General features: G+C 64.9%; 22 protein-coding genes. 11 read left to right on the forward strand and 11 right to left on the reverse strand.

Annotated features, from left to right (window positions below; genetic code table 11):
• Positions 1 to 118: 118 nt before the first annotated feature.
• The 7 genes from ACK5L9_RS22065 to ACK5L9_RS22095 all read right to left on the reverse strand — a co-directional run bounded on the left by ACK5L9_RS22065 (position 119) and on the right by ACK5L9_RS22095 (position 5965).
• Entirely contained in the window at positions 119 to 1210 is a 1092-nt protein-coding gene (locus ACK5L9_RS22065; protein WP_416913607.1) for an ABC transporter permease, read from the reverse strand.
• Positions 1210 to 2802, reverse strand: coding sequence for an ABC transporter ATP-binding protein (locus ACK5L9_RS22070; protein ID WP_416913608.1), 1593 nt, complete (start codon positions 2800 to 2802; stop codon positions 1210 to 1212). Before ACK5L9_RS22070 ends, ACK5L9_RS22065 begins: the two co-directional genes overlap by 1 nt.
• Positions 2802 to 3791: a BMP family lipoprotein gene (locus tag ACK5L9_RS22075; RefSeq protein WP_416913609.1), complete on the reverse strand. Its 990-nt coding sequence runs from the start codon at positions 3789 to 3791 to the stop codon at positions 2802 to 2804. The genes ACK5L9_RS22070 and ACK5L9_RS22075 overlap by 1 nt, the downstream gene beginning before the upstream one ends.
• A 99-nt stretch (positions 3792 to 3890) precedes the next feature.
• Positions 3891 to 4292 (reverse strand): GNAT family N-acetyltransferase, encoded by a 402-nt coding sequence (locus tag ACK5L9_RS22080; RefSeq protein WP_416913610.1) that lies wholly within the window; start codon positions 4290 to 4292, stop codon positions 3891 to 3893.
• A complete protein-coding gene (gene tsaB, locus ACK5L9_RS22085; RefSeq protein ID WP_416913611.1) occupies positions 4289 to 4891 on the reverse strand; it encodes a tRNA (adenosine(37)-N6)-threonylcarbamoyltransferase complex dimerization subunit type 1 TsaB in 603 nt (200 codons plus the stop codon). Before tsaB ends, ACK5L9_RS22080 begins: the two co-directional genes overlap by 4 nt.
• The gene (locus ACK5L9_RS22090; protein ID WP_416913612.1) at positions 4884 to 5444 is read right to left on the reverse strand and encodes a NifU family protein; all 561 of its coding nucleotides are present in this window, start codon (positions 5442 to 5444) and stop codon (positions 4884 to 4886) included. Before ACK5L9_RS22090 ends, tsaB begins: the two co-directional genes overlap by 8 nt.
• Before the next feature lie 59 nt (positions 5445 to 5503).
• Positions 5504 to 5965, reverse strand: a complete 462-nt coding sequence (locus ACK5L9_RS22095) for a universal stress protein (protein ID WP_416913613.1) — start codon at positions 5963 to 5965, stop codon at positions 5504 to 5506.
• A gap of 261 nt (positions 5966 to 6226) precedes the next feature.
• Between ACK5L9_RS22095 and ACK5L9_RS22100 the strand changes: the two genes are divergently transcribed.
• Positions 6227 to 6868 carry a sugar transferase gene (locus ACK5L9_RS22100; RefSeq protein WP_416913614.1) on the forward strand — a complete coding sequence of 214 codons (642 nt, stop codon included), beginning with the start codon at positions 6227 to 6229 and terminating at the stop codon, positions 6866 to 6868.
• Here ACK5L9_RS22100 and truA read toward each other — a convergent pair.
• The 3 genes from truA to ACK5L9_RS22115 form a co-directional block, all read right to left on the reverse strand.
• A complete protein-coding gene (truA, locus tag ACK5L9_RS22105; RefSeq protein WP_416913615.1) occupies positions 6865 to 7650 on the reverse strand; it encodes a tRNA pseudouridine(38-40) synthase TruA in 786 nt (261 codons plus the stop codon). The two genes, ACK5L9_RS22100 and truA, sit on opposite strands and share 4 nt — an antisense overlap.
• A gap of 3 nt (positions 7651 to 7653) precedes the next feature.
• Positions 7654 to 8559: a 5-bromo-4-chloroindolyl phosphate hydrolysis family protein gene (locus tag ACK5L9_RS22110; RefSeq protein WP_416913616.1), complete on the reverse strand. Its 906-nt coding sequence runs from the start codon at positions 8557 to 8559 to the stop codon at positions 7654 to 7656.
• 194 nt (positions 8560 to 8753) lie between these two features.
• Positions 8754 to 9746, reverse strand: coding sequence for a P1 family peptidase (locus ACK5L9_RS22115; RefSeq protein ID WP_416913617.1), 993 nt, complete (start codon positions 9744 to 9746; stop codon positions 8754 to 8756).
• A 91-nt stretch (positions 9747 to 9837) separates the two neighbouring features.
• On the opposite strand from ACK5L9_RS22115, the gene ACK5L9_RS22120 reads away from it, so the two are divergent.
• From ACK5L9_RS22120 to ACK5L9_RS22135, 4 genes are all read left to right on the forward strand, one after another.
• On the forward strand, positions 9838 to 10362 hold the full coding sequence (locus ACK5L9_RS22120) for a low molecular weight protein-tyrosine-phosphatase (RefSeq protein WP_416913618.1): 525 nt from the start codon (positions 9838 to 9840) through the stop codon (positions 10360 to 10362).
• A 21-nt stretch (positions 10363 to 10383) separates the two neighbouring features.
• The gene (smpB, locus tag ACK5L9_RS22125; protein ID WP_416913619.1) at positions 10384 to 10857 is read left to right on the forward strand and encodes an SsrA-binding protein SmpB; all 474 of its coding nucleotides are present in this window, start codon (positions 10384 to 10386) and stop codon (positions 10855 to 10857) included.
• A 62-nt stretch (positions 10858 to 10919) separates the two neighbouring features.
• Positions 10920 to 11774 carry a 3-mercaptopyruvate sulfurtransferase gene (gene sseA / locus ACK5L9_RS22130; protein ID WP_416913620.1) on the forward strand — a complete coding sequence of 285 codons (855 nt, stop codon included), beginning with the start codon at positions 10920 to 10922 and terminating at the stop codon, positions 11772 to 11774.
• A 1-nt stretch (position 11775) separates the two neighbouring features.
• Positions 11776 to 12957: an aromatic amino acid transaminase gene (locus ACK5L9_RS22135; protein ID WP_416913627.1), complete on the forward strand. Its 1182-nt coding sequence runs from the start codon at positions 11776 to 11778 to the stop codon at positions 12955 to 12957.
• Here the strand turns inward: ACK5L9_RS22135 and ACK5L9_RS22140 are convergent.
• Positions 12954 to 13610, reverse strand: coding sequence for a GntR family transcriptional regulator (locus ACK5L9_RS22140; RefSeq protein ID WP_416913621.1), 657 nt, complete (start codon positions 13608 to 13610; stop codon positions 12954 to 12956). The two genes, ACK5L9_RS22135 and ACK5L9_RS22140, sit on opposite strands and share 4 nt — an antisense overlap.
• Positions 13611 to 13801: 191 nt before the next feature.
• On the opposite strand from ACK5L9_RS22140, the gene ACK5L9_RS22145 reads away from it, so the two are divergent.
• The 6 genes from ACK5L9_RS22145 to ACK5L9_RS22170 are packed head-to-tail and all read left to right on the forward strand — an operon-like array spanning position 13802 to position 18981.
• Positions 13802 to 14233 carry a hypothetical protein gene (locus tag ACK5L9_RS22145; RefSeq protein WP_416913622.1) on the forward strand — a complete coding sequence of 144 codons (432 nt, stop codon included), beginning with the start codon at positions 13802 to 13804 and terminating at the stop codon, positions 14231 to 14233.
• Entirely contained in the window at positions 14233 to 15027 is a 795-nt protein-coding gene (locus ACK5L9_RS22150; RefSeq protein WP_416913628.1) for a D-glutamate cyclase family protein, read from the forward strand. Before ACK5L9_RS22145 ends, ACK5L9_RS22150 begins: the two co-directional genes overlap by 1 nt.
• Before the next feature lie 18 nt (positions 15028 to 15045).
• Complete coding sequence (locus tag ACK5L9_RS22155) at positions 15046 to 16053, forward strand: TRAP transporter substrate-binding protein (protein WP_416913623.1); 1008 nt, start codon at positions 15046 to 15048, stop codon at positions 16051 to 16053.
• 1 nt (position 16054) lies between these two features.
• The gene (locus tag ACK5L9_RS22160; protein ID WP_416913624.1) at positions 16055 to 16540 is read left to right on the forward strand and encodes a TRAP transporter small permease; all 486 of its coding nucleotides are present in this window, start codon (positions 16055 to 16057) and stop codon (positions 16538 to 16540) included.
• Entirely contained in the window at positions 16537 to 17829 is a 1293-nt protein-coding gene (locus ACK5L9_RS22165; protein WP_416913625.1) for a TRAP transporter large permease, read from the forward strand. The genes ACK5L9_RS22160 and ACK5L9_RS22165 overlap by 4 nt, the downstream gene beginning before the upstream one ends.
• A gap of 12 nt (positions 17830 to 17841) precedes the next feature.
• The gene (locus ACK5L9_RS22170; RefSeq protein ID WP_416913626.1) at positions 17842 to 18981 is read left to right on the forward strand and encodes an aminotransferase class V-fold PLP-dependent enzyme; all 1140 of its coding nucleotides are present in this window, start codon (positions 17842 to 17844) and stop codon (positions 18979 to 18981) included.
• The last annotated feature ends 754 nt before the right edge of the window (positions 18982 to 19735 follow it).

The raw sequence follows: 19735 nt of genomic DNA on the forward strand, positions 1-19735 counted from the left end.
CCCTCGCTGACCGCAAAACCGAGGATCAGCGCAACGCCCGGACCGGGAGACGCGATGGCAACCGCCTGAATCGCATAATCCGCCAAGAAGCCGGGCAGAAACGGAATTAGCGCCTCGATCATTCCATCTTCCTCCGAGACATGAAGAAGGCCTCTAGCGGCATCAGCACCATGATGTCGAGCGCGCCGGTGAACAGGATCACCAGGGCCTGAATGACTATGATAAGCTCTCGCGGAATCGAGGTCCAGAGCGCCAGCTCTCCGCCGCCCTGATAGAGGAAACCGAACAGCAAGGCGGCCAGCAACACGCCGATGGGATGGTTGCGGCCCATCAGCGCCACGGCGATGCCGATGAAGCCCGCGCCCTCGACCGCGTTCAGGACCAGCCGCTCGGCCTCGCCCATGACGTTGTTGATGGCCATCAGCCCGGCCAGCCCGCCTGAAATCAGCATGGCGATCACCGTGATCCGCAGGGGCGAGATGCCGGCATAGACCGCCGCGGGCTCGGATTTTCCAAAGGCGCGAATCTCGTATCCCGGTCGGGTGCGCCAGATCAGCAGCCAGACCAGCACGCAGGCGGCAATGGCCACAGGAAAGGTGACATTGACCGGCGTATGCTTGCCCCATTCGATGCCCATCGCGGCGGCCATGCCGCTGAGCGTCGGCAGATGCGTGCCCGGCGGGAAATTGGCCGAGGCCGGGTCCATGCTGCCCACCGGGCGCAGGACGTTGACCAGAATATAGTTCAGCAGCGCGGCGGCGATAAAGTTGAACATGATCGTGGTGATCACGATGTGACTGCCGCGCTTTGCCTGCAACCATGCTGGAATGAACGCCCATGCCGCGCCAAAGGCGGCGGCGGCGATCATCGCAACGGGCAGCGCCAGCAGCCAGTGCGGCAAGGGTAGCCACAGCAACACCAGCGCCACACCCAGGCCACCCATGGCCGCCTGCCCCTCGCCGCCGATATTGAACAGGCTGGCATGATAGGCGACCATCACGGCCAGCCCGGTGAAGATGAAATTCGTGGTGTAATACAGCGTGAAGCCCCAGCCATAGCTGGAGCCAAGCGCCCCCGTAACCATGGTTTTCATGGCCTCCCACGGGCTTTCCCCGATGGCAAGGATCACCAGCGCCGAGATCAGCATCGCCAGCAGCAGCGAGATCAGGGGCGTCAGGATCACATCGGCCCATTTCGGCATCTTGTCCATCAGGCGGCCCCCTTCGCGGTATCGGTGACGCCCGCCATCAGCAGGCCCAGTTCGCCCGCAGTGGTCTGACCGGGCAGGCGTTCGCCCATGATCCGGCCGTCAAACATCACGGCGATGCGGTCCGACAGCGACAGGATCTCGTCCAGTTCGACGCTGACCAGCAACACGGCCTTGCCCGCGTCGCGCAGTTCCACGATGCGCCTGTGGATGAACTCGATCGCGCCGATATCCACGCCGCGCGTGGGCTGGCCAATCAGCAGCAGGTCGGGGTTGCGTTCGATTTCGCGCGCGACGACGATCTTTTGCTGGTTCCCGCCGGAAAAATTGCGTGCCGCAAGATTGGCGTTGCGGGGGCGGACGTCGAAATCCTCCATATGGGTTTCGGCGTCGCGGCGGATGGCAGAATTGTCCATCAGCAATCCGCGCCGATATTCCGCGCTGTCATGATACCCGAAGGCCGAGTTTTCCCAGGCGGCGAAATCCATGATCAACCCTTCGACCTGCCGGTCCTCGGGGACATGGCCAAAGCCGCGTTTGCGCCTTGTGCCCGCGTCGGATTTTGTGCCGGTCAGGTCCAGCACCTCGCCATTCATGCGGATCGAGCCGCCGACTCTGGCACCTTTTTCGGGATAGCCGCCCAAAATCTCAAGCAATTGGGTCTGGCCATTGCCGCTGACCCCCGCGATGCCAAGAATTTCGCCCGCGCGGATATCGAAACTGATGCCGCGCAGCCGTTCCACCCCGTTCTCGTCCAGCAGTTTCAGGTCGCGCACCTCAAGCACCGGGGCACCGGGGGTTGCGGGGGCCTTGGCCACGTTCAGCAGCACCTTGCGCCCGACCATCAGTTCGGCCAGCTCCTCGGGGCTGGTGTCGGCAGTGGTGACGCTGGCGACCATCTCGCCCCGTCGCATCACGCTGACAGTGTCGGTGATCTCCATGATCTCGCGCAGCTTGTGGGTGATCAGGATGATGGTCTTGCCCTCGGCCTTCAGCCCTTGCAGGATTCGGAACAGGTGATCTGCCTCGGCCGGGGTCAGAACGCCGGTGGGTTCGTCCAAAATCAGGATGTCGGCCTGCCGGTACAGCGCCTTGAGGATTTCGACCCGCTGCTGATGGCCGACAGACAGTTCCTCGATCATTGCGTCGGGATCGACCTCAAGCTGATATTCCTCGGCCAGCTTTTTCAGGATGCCCCGCGCCTTGGCCAGCGAGGGGCGCAGCAGGGCGCCATCCTCGGCACCGAGGATGATGTTCTCCAACACGGTGAAATTCTGGACCAGCTTGAAATGCTGAAACACCATGCCGATGCCCGCGCGGATCGCGGTCTGGCTGTCGGCGATGGCGATGGGCTGGCCGTTGATCAGGATCTGGCCGCTGTCGGGCTTGTAGAACCCGTAGAGGATCGACATCAGCGTGGATTTGCCTGCGCCGTTTTCACCGATGATGCCGTGGATCGAGCCCTTTGCCACGCGCAGGTCAATCCCCTTGTTCGCCTGCACCGGGCCGAACGATTTGGAGATGCCGCGCAGTTCAATGGCATAAGGGGCGGCCGCTGCCGGTCGCCCCCCCCGTTCCGCGCCTGCCGCCGCCATTACTGGACCGGGCAGGTGTTGTCGGTCGCATAATCGTGGACCTTGATCTCACCCGCCTTGATCTTTGCCGCCGCGTCGTCAATGGCGGCCTGCATGTCCGGGGTGATCAGGGCCTTGTTGTCGTCGTCGATGGCCACACCCACGCCATCGGCGGCCAGATCCATGACCCGCACGCCGGGTTCAAGGTCCGAACCCGCGGTGAATGCCTCGAACACGGCATTGTCCACGCGCTTGATCATTGAGGTCAGCATCTTGCCCGGATGCAGATGGTTCTGGTTGCTGTCCACGCCGATACCCAGCTTGCCCGCGTCCACCACGGCCTGCAACACGCCGATCCCGGTGCCGCCCGCCGCCGCATAGACGATATCCGCGCCCTGGCTGATCTGCGCCTTGGCCAGCTCGCCGCCCTTGACCGGATCGTTCCATGCCGCCGGAGTCGTGCCGGTATAGTTGATCAGCACCTTGCCATCCGGTTTGGCGGCCATGAAGCCCTGCGCATAGCCGCATTCGAATTTGTGGATCAGCGGAATGTCCATGCCGCCGACAAAGCCGACCGTTCCGGTTTCCGAGGCCATCGCGGCCATGATCCCCGCCAGATAGCTGCCTTCCTGTTCGGTAAAGACGACCGATTGCACATTCGGCTGTTCGACCACCATGTCGATGATCGCGAATTTCGTGTCGGGGTAATCGGGCGCCACCTTGTTCAGCACATCGCCAAAGGCAAAGCCGGTCATGACGATGGGGTTCGCGCCCGTTTCGGCCAGGCGGCGCAGGGCCTGTTCGCGCTGCGCCTCGGACTGCATCTCCAGTTCCTTGTAGTTGCCGCCGGTCTCTTCCTTCCAGCGGGTCGCGCCCGCATAGGCCGCCTCGTTGAAGGATTTGTCGAATTTGCCGCCAAGGTCATAGATCAGCGCCGGATCCGCCAGCGATGCGCCAGCGGTCAGGGCCAAAGTCGCCGCACCTGCAAGAAGCGATTTCATCAGAGTCATTCGTCAAACCTCGTCCTGTTGGCACATGATTCAAGCCATGCGCATCCCGAACAGATTAGGACGCATCGTTCGCAGGGGGTCAACCGTATTTGTGTGGCATCAAAGGCCAAGCCGCAGGATCAGCGCATCCAGAGCCGCCGTGTAATAGCCCCGGCGCAACCCTGCCGGCCGCCAGCCAAGCCCGAGATAGAGGGCCTGCGCGGCGGCATTGTCGGCGGCCACTTCAAGAAAGGCCGATCTGGCACCCCTGTCGCGCGACGCATCGGCAAATCCGACCGTCAGTCGCCGCCCCATTCCGTGCCGCCGCGCGTCGGGGTCAACGGCAAGGGTCAGCAACTCGGCCTCGTCCAACACCACCCGGCCCAGCAGAAACCCGGCCGGTTCAGACAGCAGGAAGGTGCCAGAGGTCGCCAGAAGCCCGGCAAACTCGTCAGCCGACCAGGGGCGCGGTGTTGACCCGAAACAGCGCGCGTGCAGCGCCGTCATCGCATCGGGCGTCATCGCAGGATGACCGGCGGGGCGTCGCGTGCCGGGACCGCGTCGGCGGGGCGCAGATAGACCGGGGCGGGGCGGGGGGCGGGGTTGTCGCGCCGCGCCAGTGCAAGACGCGCAATGGCTTCGGCCAGCGGAACCGCCGGCGAAGCCGGCACGGGGCCGGGCGGCAGCGCGCCGGTCGCAGCTTGCTGCGGACGGCATCCCCCCTTGCCGTCGTCCCCGGCGACGAAATCCTGCCAGATCAGATGATCGCGACGGGCGGGTATCACGATCCGGCAGGGGCGGGGCAGGCCGAAAGCAGCGGCTTCAGTGACGGAAATCCCCACCGCCGGTATCCCGAGGGACAGCGCCAGCCCGCGCGCGGCGGCAATCGCCACCCGGATGCCGGTGAAGTTGCCCGGCCCGGTGCCAACCCCGATCACATCCAGATCGGACCAGCCCAACCCGGTCGCGGCCAGCATTTCCTCCAGCATCGGAAACAGCCGTTCGGCCTGGCCCCTGGTCATTTCCTCGTGCCGCAGCGCCAGAACCCGATCACCCCGCAGCAAAGCGGCCGCGCAATGCGCGGCCGATGTGTCGAACCCAAGCGTGATGAAGTCAGGCAACGGGCCGGACCTCGACCACTTCGGGGATATAGTGGCGCAGCAGGTTCTCGATTCCCATCTTCAGCGTCAGGGTCGAGGATGGGCAACCTGCGCAGGCGCCCTGCATATGCAGATAGACGACGCCGCGGTCAAAGCCGTGGAAGGTGATGTCGCCACCATCCTGCGCAACGGCGGGGCGCACGCGGGTATCCAGAAGTTCCTTGATCTGGCCCACGATTTCCGCATCCGGTCCGTCATGGCTGGCATGGCCCGCGCTTTCGGGTGCATCGCCTTCGATAGCCGGGGCACCCGACTGGAAATGTTCCATGATCGCGCCCAGAACCGAGGGTTTCAGGTGATCCCAAGGCAGGTTGTCCGCCTTGGTCACGGTCACGAAATCGCGGCCCAGAAACACGCCCGTCACGCCCTCGACGGCAAAGATGCGCCGCGCCAGTGGCGATGCCGCCCCGGCGTCGGCGGTCGGGAAATCGGCTGTGCCGCTGCCCAGAACGGTTTCGCCGGGCAGAAATTTCATCGTCGCCGGATTCGGCGTGGTTTCGGTCTGGATGAACATCGGGACGCTCCTTTCGTCCCGATATGGCGATCCGGACCGGTCCGGTCAAGCGCCGCCTGTCATGTGATTGCCTCCAGCCGTTCTTTCGACAGGTCGCCGGGAACGATGGTGATCGGGCAGGGCAGGTTGGTCTGGTCGCGCAACAGCCGGCTGAGAACCGGGTTCGGCCCCGACTTGTCGCTGTTCAGCCCCAGGACGACGATGCCGATTTCCGGGTCGGCGGCGATCTGGGCAATCAGTTCTTCGGCCGGGTCTCCCTCGCGGATGACCAGTTCCGGATCGACCTTGGGGCGTGCGCGCATCCATTTGGCGAAAACCTCGAAATGCGCCTCGATCCGTTCCTGCGCCTCGGCGCGCATCAGATCGGCCACGCCAAAGCCGTGCTGGATGTCCTCGGCGGGGATGACCGACAGGATGACCACGCCGCCGCCGGTATGCGCGGCGCGCATCGCGGCAAAGCGCATCGCGTTCAGGCATTCGCGGCTGTCATCCAGCAAAACAAGGAATTTACGTGTCGGCACGGTCGCCTCTGCTTGGCCCTGATCGGCTAACAGTGGCCGAATTGCCATGCTTGTGCAAGTGATTGCCTTAAGTTGTTCGCCTCTGGTTCCATTGTGCCGGACGATATGTTACGGGTTCCCATCGCTAGGGTGACGGACCGGTACAGCATTGTGACTATTCATCACGATTGGGACAGAGCAGAGGCAACGCGCCTTTCTGTGCTGACCATGCCAAAGATGGCTTGGTTTGCCGCAGAAGCGTCGGGCGGCAAGGCCGAGCCCATGCCGCTGTCCAAACGAATTTGCGACATCCTTTTCGCCGTCCTGCTGCTGGTTCCGCTTTCCGTCGTGATGCTGACCGTCGCCGCGATCCTTCTGGTCGCGCAGGGCCGTCCAATTCTTTACAGCGCCGACCGGATGTGCGCGCCGGGCCGGTCCTTCCGGCAACTCAAGTTCCGCACCATGTTGTTGCAGGATGAGGATTTTGGGGCCACGGGGGCGCACAAGCACTGGCGAATCACACCCATCGGTCGGTTTTTGCGCCGCACCCGGCTGGATGAGCTGCCGCAGCTTTTCAACATCCTCAAGGGTGACATGAGCTTTGTCGGACCCCGCCCGCCGCTGCGCGAATATGTCGAACGGTTTCCGGCCATCTATAATCAGGTGCTGCAAAGCCGTCCGGGCGTGACCGGGCTTGCGACGCTGATCTATCACCGGCACGAAGACCGGATCATGGCGAATTGCCGCAGCGCCGAGGCGACCGAGGTCGCCTATTACCGCCGCTGCCTGCCTGCCAAGCTGAAAATCGACCTGATCTATCAGCGCCACCGCGACATGAAGCTGGATCTGTGGATCCTGTGGAACACGATCAAGATCGTCATATCGCGCCATGACGAGCGTCCGCGCCGCCGGGGGCGTCGCTAGGCGGCTTCGTCAAAGGGCGGCTGCGGATAACCCACCCCTGTCAGATACAGCCCGTAGGGCGGGCAGACCGGCCCGCAGGCCGACCTGTCGCAGGCTGCCAGCGCCGCCGCCACCCGATCAGGCTGCCATGCGCCCGCGCCCACACGCTCCAGCGTGCCGACAATGGATCGCACCTGATTGTGCAGGAATGACCGCGCCCGCAGGTGAAAGCGGTATTCGCGTCCCTGCGGGACCGGCAATTCCTCGATCCCGATTTCGTCAAGCGTCTTGACCGGGCTTTGCGCCTGACAGATCGAGGAACGGAAGGTCGTGAAATCATGCCGCCCGATCAGATGGGCCGCGCCTGCGCGCATCGCCCCGGCATCCAGCGGATGCAGCACCTGCCAGACCAGCCCCCGATCATGCGTGACCGGCGCGCGCCGGGTAATCAGCCGGAAGGTATAGCGCCTTTCGCGAGCCGAAAAGCGGGCGTGAAAACCGTCGTCTACCGGCGCGGCCTGCAACACCGCGACGGGGGCGGGCTTCAGATGAAAATTCAGCGCCTCTTGCAGGCGAAACGGATCCCAGCCGCGTTCCATATCGGCATGGGCAACCTGTCCCGTCGCGTGAACGCCAGAGTCCGTGCGCCCCGCCCCCGCGATCCGCGCGCCCGCTGCAAAGCCCGCATCCAGACGGGCCAGCGCTGCCTCTATTGTCTGTTGGACCGAGGGTTGATCGGCCTGTGCCTGCCAGCCGGAAAAGGGCCGGCCGTCATATTCTATCTTCAGGGCAAAGCGGGGCATGGATCAGCGGGTCTTGGCGCGGTCGGGGGGAAAGGTCAGCAATTGGTCCAGAGTTTGCGCCTCGTCCGAACGTGGGGTGTCGTCTGCGGCGGGCCGGACCCCTTCTCGCGCCAAACGTTCGCGAAGCACTGTCATTTCAACCTCCAGCTCGTCGCGATCCCCTTCAAGCAGCTTGTCACTGCGGGCGGTGAAATCCCGTTCCAGATCGGTCAGAAAGGCCTCATAGGCCGCGCGTGCCTGCCCATCCCGCGAGCTTGCGTAAAGATCGGCGAATCTGGCCGTCGCGTCGCGCGCACCCATCAGGTAAACGCCAAGATAGCGCCGCACCGCCGCCAGATCGCGGGGATCCCGGCTGACCCTTGCGAAAAGCCGGTGGACCGTGCCTTCGAACAGGGCGACGCGCGCCACCAGCGCCGGATCGCCGCTGAGCCGGATCGCCTGTTTCATCTGATCCAGAAATGACTGTCCTTCGGCGATCATGCGGCGGCTGCGTTCCTGCTGAAAATCACCGGCATCGTCGATTCCCTTGTCGCGCAGCGGATCGGCGCCGAAGGCCAGCAGATGCAGCGCCACCCCGGCCAGCCCGATCAGCCCCGCGCCGGTCAACGCCCCCGGTTCTGCCGCGCCCAACCCCAGCCCCATCCCGGCCAGCAATCCGCCCAGCAGCTTGCGCGGAAGGGCGGGGCGGCGCGCTGAAGCGCGGATGTCATAGGCGGCTTCGGCCCGCAGCCCTTGCTGCGTTTGCCACATACCAAGGGCGATCAGCCCGAAGGCGGCAAGATCGCCGACCAGTCCGGCTGGGGCCTGAAAAAATGCACCCAAAAGGAACGGCACTGCGGCGATCGTCACCCATTTTGGTCGCCCCTCAAGCCTGTGGCGCATGTCGGGGCGCGGTGTCTGGGGTGTCATCGCGTCAGCCCGCCCCCGCCAGCGACGCATAAAGCGTCAGCAGGACCAGCAGATAGAAGCACAGCCGTTGCATCGCCTTGCCTGACATCCGTGTCCCTTCCTTGCCGCGCCACAACCGATTTCTCGGGCTTATATCGGCATGACCGGTCCGATTGCAAAGCCGGGTGCGGGAATTTTTCCGCCCGTCGCAGCCGCTACGGGCCGTACAGCCCCTGCCAGCAGGGTTGCAGATCGCCGCTTGCCGCCGTGGCGTGAAAGACGGCGCGGGCGGTGGCGCGGGCAAGGGTGCAGGCGGCTGCATGGCCCAGCAGAAAGGAATCGATCACCGGATCGGGCATCGGCCTTGCACCGGTTGCAGCCGCAAAGACCAGATCGCCGTCGAAAGGCGTGTGGCTGGGCAACAGCGCGCGCGCCAGCCCGTCATGCGCCGCAGTCGCCAGCCGCAGCAGCGCCGCCTTGTCCATCGCCGCATCGGTTGCGACGATGGCGATGGTGGTCGCCTCGCCCAGCCGTTTCAGCGGCTGCGGTTCCTGCGCGGCGGGAAATTCGTCAGGCAGGCCGCGACCGCCGAATTCGTCGCCCAGTTCCCATGGCGCGGCCCAGAAATGCGCGGTTTCGCCAACGGTGGCCGAGCCGAGGGCGTTGACGACGACCAGCGCGCCCACGGTCAGCCCGTTGTCCAGCACCGCCGAGGCCGAGCCAAGCCCCCCCTTCATCCGCCCGGTCATCGCGCCTGTTCCCGCGCCCGCGCTGCCGATGGCGAAACCGGTGGCGGCGGCCCGCAACGCTGCGAGGCCCAGTGCGGGATAGGGGTTGGCAGGCCAGCCCTTGTCGCCTCCGTTCAGCAGATCAAAGACGATGGCCCCAGGCACGATGGGCACCCGCGCGTTGCCCACGGCAAAGCCGCGCCCGGCCTCTGCAAGCCCTGCCATAACGCCGTCGCAGGCCGCCAGCCCAAAGGCCGACCCGCCCGACAGCACCAGCGCATCGACCTGCGCGACCAGCTTGTCGGGGGCCAGCAGGTCGGTGTCACGCGTCCCCGGCGCACCGCCCATCACCTGTACCGCCGCCGCGAAAGGTGCGTCGGCGGTCAGGACCGTTGTCCCTGATCGCAGCGCCGCATCCTGCGCATTGCCGACCCTCAGGCCCGCAACATCGGTGATCAGATTGCGGGGGCCGGGTCTCATGCTGCCCGCTCCTTCCGCATGCCTCGAATCGGATGCCTGCTCATGCCGCGCCCCCTTTCCCATTTCCGTGAACCAGCGTAGCCTGCCGGGCATGGCGCATACAATCACTCATCCCCCAGTCCGGGGCAAACCGGCGATTCTGTTTGTCTGCCTTGGCAATATCTGCCGCTCTCCTCTGGCCGAGGGCGCGTTCCGGGCCGAAGCCGCGCGGCGCGGGCTGGATGTCGCCGTCGATTCGGCGGGCACCGGCGCGTGGCATCAGGGCGAGGCCCCCGATCCCCGTGCGCAGGCCGTCGCGATCAGCAATGGCGTTGATATATCGCGGCTGCGCGCGCGTCAGGTCGTGGCGCAGGATTTCGACCGTTTCGACCTGATCCTTGGAATGGATGACGAGAACATGGCCCGCCTGCGCCAGCTAGCCCCCACCGGCGCGCGCGCCCGGCTGTCACTGCTGCTGGATCATGTGCCGGGCCACAAGGGACAGTCGGTGGCCGATCCCTGGTATGGCGGTCTGCGCGACTTTGAGCTTACCTGGCACGAGGTATCGCAGGCCGCGCGGGCGCTGGCGGACGTGTTGACGGTCGAAAGAGGCGGCGGGCCTTTACAGCGACTTTGACGCTGCCTATGTAACGCCGTCATGGCCAAGGAACCCGAAAACAAAAACTACAAGGTGATCGCCGAGAACCGGCGGGCGCGTTTCGATTATTTCATCGAAAGCGATCTTGAGGTGGGCATCGTCCTGACCGGATCCGAGGTGAAATCGCTGCGCACCGGACAATCGAACATCGCCGAAAGCTATGCCAGCATCGAGGATGGCGAATTGTGGCTGATCAACGGCTATATTGCCACGCTGCTGAATGCAGGCGTCTTCGGGCACGAGGAACGCCGCAGGCGCAAGCTGCTGGTCAGCCGGCGCGAATTGTCGCGGATGTGGCAGGCCGTGGGGCGCGAGGGGCTGACGCTGGTGCCGCTGGTCATGTATTTCAACCACAAGGGTCTGGTAAAGCTGAAGATCGGCGTCGCCAAGGGCAAAAAGGTCGCCGACAAGCGTGAAACCAGCGCCAAACGCGACTGGGAACGGCAGAAGCAGCGATTGTTGAAACAGGGCTGACAGGGCGTTGCAGGCCGGACGATCCCCCTGTACATCGAAACAATGCCAACAGGGGGGTGCCGATGCAGGACGATCCGAAAACGCTGGTTTCGACCGAATGGCTGGCCGCGCATTTGAACGATCCGGATTTGCGGGTCATCGATGCAAGCTGGCACATGCCCGCGACAGGCCGCGACGCGCGGGCCGAATATGACGCTGCCCATATCCCCGGTGCGCGGTTCTTTGACATCGAGGCCATATCGGACACGCGCAGCGCCTTGCCGCATATGGCCCCGCCGGTCGAGCTGTTCATCAGCAGGATGCGGGCAATGGGCATCGGCGACGGGCATCAGATCGTGGTCTATGACAATTCCGATGTGCGCAGCGCTGCCCGCGTCTGGTGGACATTTCGCCTGATGGGCAAGGCCGATGTGGCGGTGCTGGATGGCGGCTTCGCCAGATGGCAGGCCGAGGGGCGCGAGGTCGAGGACATGCCGCCGATCCTGCGGGACCGGCATATCACCGTGCAGCGGCAGGCCGGGCTGGTACGCGATGTGACGCAGGTGGCCGCAGCCTCGAAACTGGGCGATCACGAGATTATCGACGCCCGCGCGCCCGAACGGTTCCGCGGCGAGGTGCCCGAGCCGCGCCCCGGCCTGCGCTCGGGTCATATTCCCGGATCGAAGAACCTGCCCTTTGGCCAGCTATACAATGCGGATGGCACCATGAAGAATGCCGACGCCCTGCGCTCTGCATTCGAGGCTGCGGGCGTCGATCTGGCCAAACCCGCCATCACAAGCTGCGGCAGCGGCGTGACCGGCGCGATCCTGTCGCTGGCGCTGGAGCGGATCGGCCATCGCAACCATTCGCTTTATGACGGAAGCTGGACCGAATGGGGCAGCTTTCCGGACCTGAACATTGCAACCGGAGATGCCTGAGATGCTGTCCAACCTCAAGCCGCAAGCCCCCGACAAGATCCTGATGCTGATCGAAGAATTCAAGGCCGACAGCCGTCAGGGCAAGATCGACCTGGGCGTCGGCGTCTATAAGGATCCGACCGGGCTGACGCCGGTGATGCGCGCGGTCAAGGCAGCCGAGCAGCGCATCTGGGAAACCCAGACCAGCAAGGCCTATACCGGTCTTGCGGGCGAACCCGAATATCGCGACGCCATGGCGAAGATGGTGCTGGCCGATGTGCCGGGCGACCGTCTGGCCTCGGTCGCGACGGTGGGCGGCACGGGCGCGATCCGACAGGGGCTGGAACTGGCGCGGATGGCGAACCCGGATCTGACGGTGCATGTGTCGGACCCGACCTGGCCCAACCATCTGTCGATCATGAAATTCATGGGTCTGCCCTTTGTCGAATACCGTTACTTCGACAATGCCACACGCGGCGTCGATTTCGATGGCATGCTGGCCGATCTGGCGCGGGTCGGGAAAGGCGATGTCGTGCTGCTGCATGGCTGCTGCCACAACCCGACCGGGGCCAACCTGACGCTGGAACAATGGCGGCAGGTGATTGCACTGCTGGACAAGGCCGGAGGGATTCCGCTGATCGACCTGGCCTATCAGGGCTTTGGCGACGGGCTGGACGCCGATGCCGAGGCGACGCGGATGGTCGCCAAAAGCCTGCCCGAAGTGTTGATCGCGGCCTCGTGCAGCAAGAATTTCGGCATCTATCGCGAAAGAACCGGGGTTCTGATGGCACTGGCCGAAAACAGTGCCGCCCGTGATCTTTCGCAGGGCGCGATGGCCTTTCTGAACCGCCAGACCTATTCCTTCCCGCCCGATCACGGTGCGCGCATCGTCAGCACGATCCTGACCGACGACGCGCTGCGCACCGACTGGGCCGCCGAACTGGAAGAGGTCCGCAACACGATGCTGGGGCTGAGGGCGCAACTGGCCGCCGAGCTGCGTGATCTGACGGGAAGCGACCGGTTTGATTTCGTGGCCGATCACCGGGGCATGTTCTCGCGCCTCGGGGCCTCGGCCGAGCAGGTGGCGAAACTGAAAACCGGCTCGGGCATCTATATGGTCAGCGATTCACGGTTGAACATCGCCGGGCTGAACCGCGACACTGTACCGGTTCTGGCCCGCGCCATTGCCGATGCGGGGATTTAAGCCGCACTTTCGGGTTCCTGTCTCAGCGTTTCGGCATAAGAGGCCTCGGCCTGCATGACGAAACGCAGCATCCGGTCATGGGCTGCCAGCGTATCGCGCCGCTGAAAGGTGCGATACAGATCCTGCTGTCCCGCGACGATCACGTCGCGGGTTTCGGGATCGCGCATCGTGGCAACCCGCACCGTCTGCACCTGCGCCAGATAGCGCTGGATCGTCTGGCGCAGTTCCGCATTCGGCACCGCCCCCAGCCAGGTGTTGCGGAATGTCTCGCTGGCTTTGAAGAACAGGCCCAGATCGTTTGTTTCGACGGTTGACCGGGCCTCGGAGACCGCACGACCCAATGTTGCGATATCGTCATCCGTCAAGCCACGCGTGGCCAGTGCAACGGCCCTTGGTTCCAGCAGCCGGCGCAGTTCAAAGATGTCCATCACCTGCCGGGACGACAGGCTGGGCAGGGCAAAGCCGCGTGTCGTGCCCTCAAGATAGCCTTCATGGGTCAGTTGCATCAGCGCGTCGCGTACCGGCATGCGCGACACGCCCAGTTCTGCCGCGATGATCGTATCGACCAGCCGGTCATCCGGCCCGATCTCGCCGCGCTGAATGCGGGCGCGATAGTCGTTGTAGATCTGCAAGCGATAGCTTTGTCGCGCCATGAGGCCCTCGTGCCGAAAGAATGTGACAGGCTTATCTGTTTCAGGATCGGTCAAAAAGCCGAAGAATAGTATACGGCTTGGGCGTTTCGGGCAATCACGGGCCCGTTTTTTGAAACAATCAGTCGAAATATGTTGACTTGCAGTATACGATTTCAGACCCTCGCCACCATCCGCCAGGGGAAGGGGGAACGATGCGACGCCAGCAGCTTGTGCATGTGGCCGCGACATGGGCGCGGGTCGGTCGGGGTGACGCCTTTGCGGCGCTGTCGGATGCCGGGTTCGTGGGGGGATGGGCGCTTGGCTCGATGGGGCTGAAGCCTGCGGGCGAGGCAGGGGTCTTTACCGGCGCGTCGATCTTTGACGGGGCCAGGGTGCGGGTACGCATCGTGCCCGACGCTGCCCTTGGGCTGATCGATTTCCATGTTGGCACTGATACCCTGTCGCCGCGAATCTCGATCCGGGTCACGGACGGGCCGGCCATCGGTGGTCAGCCGGGGGAATGCCTGATCGTGATGACGGCTTTGCGCGCGCCCGGCACCGGTCAGGAAAGCTGGGATCGTACCTGCGCCTGTCACGAGGCCGAGATCCTGATGATCCGGGCGCATCTGGAGCGGCTTGCGTGATGCGGCCGCGCGACATCCGGCGGCGTTTTCGCGAAGGGCGGCAGGCCGGGCAGACGGCGGGGTTGGCGCCGGGAATGATGCAGGCCAATATCGCCATTCTGCCGCAGGCGATGGCCGACGGCTTTCACGCATTTCTGCGCGCGAATCCGGCGGTTTTTCCGCTGCTGGCGCGTGGCAGGCCAGGCGATCCGGCCCTGCCCGAACTGGGCGAGGGGATCGACATCCGCCGCGATCTGCCGCTGTACCGGGTGTTCCGCCATGGGCGCCCGGCGGGCGATGTGGCCGCGCTGACCGGTCTGTGGCGGGACGATCTGGTCGCCTTTGCCATCGGCTGCTCGCTGAGTTTCGAGGCTGATCTGATCCACGCGGGCGTCAGCCTGCGCTGTCATGGCGGGGGGCGGTCCTGTTCGGCCTTTGACTCGGCGCTGCGGATGGCCCCGGTCGCACCTTTTGGCGGCAATCTGGTCGTGTCGATGCGCGCCATCCGTGATGAGCATCTGGAACTGGCGGCAGAAATCACCCGCGCGCAGCCCTTGGCCCATGGCGGGCCGGTACATGTCGGCGACCCGGCGCGGATCGGGGTTGATCTGTCGCGGCCGGTGGACGGGTTGGGGCTGAGCGATGTGCAAAACGGCGAAACGGCAATGTTCTGGCCCTGCGGCGTCTCGGTCGAGCGCGCCATCGCCCATGCAAAGCCCGATCTGGCGATCACCCATGCGCCCGGTCACATGCTGATCACCGATCTGGAATGCCCGCCCGTCCGGCGGTTTGAACATTGTGCCGATCCGCGCTGATCGAAAGGAGGAATGACGATGAACACCATGTTTGCTAGGCTGGCCGCCCTGTCGGTCGTTGCGGTCCTTGGCGTGCCGGGGGGTGCTGCCGCGCAAAGCATCACCGTGGGCTTGTCATTGCCCGAGACGATCGAGGGCTTTGACTTTGTCAACGGCATGTACCGCACCTTCAAGGATGAGGTCGAGGCAAATTCCGACATGACGGTGGAACTGGTCTATGGCGGCGCGCTTGGGGCCCCCAATGACCGGCTGGCGCAGATGCGGCGCGGCCTGCTGGAGATGACTGATGCCTCGGATGGGAATTACGCGACGATCCATCCCGACATCATGGTGTTCAACGCGCCCTATCTGTTCCAGACCGAACAGGCGGCATGGGCGGTGCTGGATGGCCCGCTTGGCGATGAGATGGCCGCCGATATTCTGGCAAAGACCGATATTCGCGTTCTGGGCTGGTGGGAATCGGGCGGGTTCAAGCATTTCAGCGCCAACAAGGCGGTCGAAAGCCCGGCGGATATGGCCGGGCTGAAAATGCGGGTTCTGGGGCCGCTGGCGACGATCCCGGTCGAGGCGATGGGGGCCTCGGCCTCGCCCGTGGCTTTTGGCGAGCTTTACACCGCGCTGGCGACCAGGGTTGTCGATGGGCAGGACAATTCGGTTTCTGTCTTTAATCTGGTCAAGCTGTACGAGGTGCAGTCGCATCTGATGCTGACCGGGCACAGCTATGCCTTTGGTCCGCTTGGAATTTCCGAGGCGTTCTATTCGTCGCTGACGCCGGATCAGCAGCAGGTGTTGCAGGATGCCGCAGACAAGGCCATCGCCTATAACCGCAAGACATCGCGCGAGGTCGAGGCTTCGGCCATCGCATTCGCAGGCGAGCATGGGGTGAATGTCATCCGCCCAAGCGACGAACAGCGTGATGCCTTCCGGCAGGCGATGCAGCCCGTCGCGCTGGACTGGTTGCGCGCCAATATCGATACGCCCGATCTGATCGACCAGGCGCTTGATGCATCGGCGGCGGCGAACTGAGGTGCAGGCGCTGGCGGTTGCGGTGCGGCTGATCGAGGCGGCGTTGCGTGCGGTCGCGGCCCTGTGTCTGGCCGCGATGTTCCTGCTGCTGATCGCGCAGGTCGTGCTGCGCTATGCCGGGGGCGGGGTGCCGGTCTTTACCGAAGAGGTCGCGCGTTACGCGATGATCTGGATGGCGCTGCTGGCCTCGGCGGTGGCGGTGCGCGAGGGCAGCCATATCCGCATCGATCTGGTGCCCGCGCTGCTGCGCCATATCGCGCCGTGGTCGGGGCGGGCGCTGGATGTCCTGCTGGATCTGATCGGGCTGGCGGTGTTTCTGATCCTGCTGCGAGAGGGGATCGGCATCGTCGAATTCGCCGCCAGCCAGAAAAGCGAGGGGCTGCGGATCCCGCTGTCATGGCCCTATCTGTCGATTCCGCTGGCCTTTCTGTTCGCCAGCCTTTTCGCCCTTGCCCGCCTGTTCCTGCACGGGGGCAACGAGGCATGAGCGATACGCTGATCGTTCTGCTGACCGCCTTTCTGGGGCTGATGGTGCTGGGTCTGCCGATTGCCTGGGCAATGATCGCGGCGATGCTGGCCTGGATGGCATGGGGCGATTACTGGCGTTTTCTGCCGCTGGCGGCGGAACGCATCTATCAGGGCATGGATTCCTTTGTGCTGATGGCGATCCCGCTGTTCATCCTTGCGGGCGAGCTGGTGAATACCGGCAAGATTACCGACCGGCTGATCCATTTCGCGAATGTCATTTTTGGCTGGATGCGGGGCGGGCTGGCGCAGGTGAATATCGGTGCTTCGATCCTGTTTTCGGGTATTACCGGCGTGGCCCTTGGCGATATTGCCGCGCTTGGCCGGGTGTTCATCCCCGCAATGGAACGGCAGGGCTATACCGCTGCCTATGCCGGGGCGGTCACGGCGGCATCGTCGATCATCGGTCCGATGGTGCCGCCTTCGCTGGTGGCGGTGATCTATGGCTCGATGACGGGGCTGTCCATCGGGGCGCTGATGGCCGCGACGCTGATTCCGGGGCTGGTGATCGGGCTGGTGCAGATCGCGCTGGTCGCGGTTCAGGCGCGCATCCACGACTATCCCCGGATCGAGATGCAGCGCACGCCCGCCGTCATTGCCCGCGCCACCGGCGCGGCGCTGGTGCCGCTGATGATCCCGGTGATCATTCTTGCCGGGCTGCTGGGGGGGCTGATGACCCCGACCGAGGCCGGGGCCGTCGCCGCCGCCTATGCGCTGATCGTGTCGATCTTCCTGTACCGCTCGATCAGCGTGACGGCGCTGGGGCAGGTCTTTTCGCGATCCGCCATCTTTTCGGGCCAGCTTCTGATCATCGTTGGTTGCGGTGCGGCCTTTTCATGGGTGATGGGCCGCGAGAATGTGCCCGCCATGCTGGCCACACAGATCGCCGGGTGGGAGATGACCTATCTGCAAACCATCCTGATCTTTAACGCGGTGCTGCTGGTTCTGGGAATGTTCATCGACCCGACGACGGTGATCATCCTGTTCGGCCCGATCCTGTCGCAGGCCGCCGTCAGGGCCGGAATTGACCCGCTGCATTTCGGCGTCGTGGCGATCCTGAACCTGAATATCGGCCTGCTGACCCCGCCGCTTGGGGTCTGCCTTTTTGCGGCCGAGCGTATCGCCGGATGCGGGCTGGTTCCGCTGATCCGGGCGATCCTTCCGTTTCTTGGCGTCAATCTGCTGGCGCTGGCCATCATCGCGGCGGTTCCGGGATTCAGCCTGTGGCTGCCCTCGGTGATGGGTTTCTGACAAGGACTGACAATGACCAAGGCAATCAGGGGCCATGACGGCTATTTCCTCTATCACGGCATCGGGATGTATCCCGGCAAAGAGGCCGATCTGGCCCGCGCCAGCGCCGTTTTTGCCCGCCACTGGTCCGCGCCGGACGACGGGCAATGGGGCTTTCTGCTGGGCAGACGGCAGGGGTTTATTGATCGCTGGCGGGCGCTGCTGAACGCGCCTGAAGGCACCGTGACCACCACCGACACCGTGACCGAGGGCGTCCACCGCGTGATGCGCGCCCTGCCCGAAGGGCGGCTGCGGGACAAGCGTGTGCTGATTGCGGCGGATTGCTTTCCATCGGTGCATTTCCTGCTGGCGGGACTTGCGCCGAAGATGGGTTTTACGCTGGATACGGTGCCGCTGAGTCAGGGCTGCAACTGGGTCGCGACCGGGGATTTCATCGACCGGTGGGGCAGGGATGTCGGGCTGGCCATGCTGACCTGGATCAGCTCGACCGCGTCCTCGCGCGTGGACCTGACGGCGCTGGCCCGCCACGGGCGCGAGATGGGCAGCCTGATCGGCGTGGATGTGACGCAGGGGATCGGCCTCTTTCGGTTCGACGCGCGCGATCCGGGCGTGGATTTTGTCGTTGGCAGCAGCCTGAAATGGCTGTGCGGCACGCCGGGGGCGGGGGCGCTGCATGTCGATCAGGCGCTGATCCCGGAACTGCGGCACGAGGGGCGCGGCTGGTTCTCGCAGGACAACCCGTTTTCCTGGGATCTGGACAAGTTCGCCTATGCCCCTGACATCCGCCGCCTTGACGGAGGCACGCCCGGCGCGGTTGCGGCCCTGTCCTCGCTGCCTGCGCTGGACTGGCACGCCGGGCAGGACGCGGATGCGCTGACCGCGTGGAACGGCAAGCTGACGGCGCAGATCGTGGCGCGGGCCGATGCGGCAGGCCTGCCGCTGCAATCCCCCCGCGATCCGGCGGCGCGCGGCGGCTCGGTCATGCTGCGCCTGCCCGACGCCGCCGCTGCTTCCGCGACGGTCGAGGCCCTGGGGCGCGAAGGCATATGGGTCGATGCGCGCGGCCCGGTGCTACGCATGTCCCCCGGCAACATGACCCGCCCCGAGGCGATAGACGCGCTGTTCGATCTGATCAATCTCATCCGGGGCTGATCCCGTCGCGCCGCTGGCCGGGGTGTTGCATTGGCCGTTTGCGCAACGGGCGTTCCGGTTGGGCGCAAATTTCCCAGCAAATGCTGGGGTTGGGGCGGCACAGGGCGGCACAGGGGCGGCACCGGATGTGCACAGGCTGTACACCGCTGTTATGCGTTACCGGGAACGTTCGGGGAACTTCACCGCTGCTGGTTTGCGTCCCGCGATGGCCGGGGGGGCTATGCGCCCCCCGGACCCCCGGCATATGCCTGCGGCGCGCTGGCTGTGCCGCCTGTTACGGTAGGGTCGATCACGGCATGAGTTTTCGCTTGATGCGGGCGCGGGCGGCGTTTGTTCAGCGGTTTTCTGTTTTGAGGCTGTGCGCCTGTGTGGCTTGCGCTGGGAATATGGCGCTGACTTTGCCGTCCGCAGGCTGACTGCGCGCGAAGCGCGCCTCCGGCCGGGCGGCAGCGACGGGCCGGGCTTTGCCCGGCCCGCCCCCCTTTCCTGCCTTCACGGCGTTTGCCGGGTTTGGTGCTTGTTCCGGGGGGTGAGTTGGGCAGCGTGGATCCGGCCTTCGCCGTGCCGGGGTGAGCGGGGCGGTGAGGTGGGAGGTTTGTGCGCTCATGGTGGGGGGGCGTGAGGGCTGTGCGCCTGTGGGGCGGCTTGCGCTGGGAATATGGCGCTGACTTTGCCGTCCGCAGGCTGACTGCGCGCGAAGCGCGCCTCCGGCCGGGCGGCAGCGACGGGCCGGGCTTTGCCCGGCCCGCCCCCC

The organism is Paracoccus sp. (in: a-proteobacteria) (assembly GCF_047973135.1).
In the GTDB taxonomy this organism is placed as follows: domain Bacteria; phylum Pseudomonadota; class Alphaproteobacteria; order Rhodobacterales; family Rhodobacteraceae; genus Paracoccus.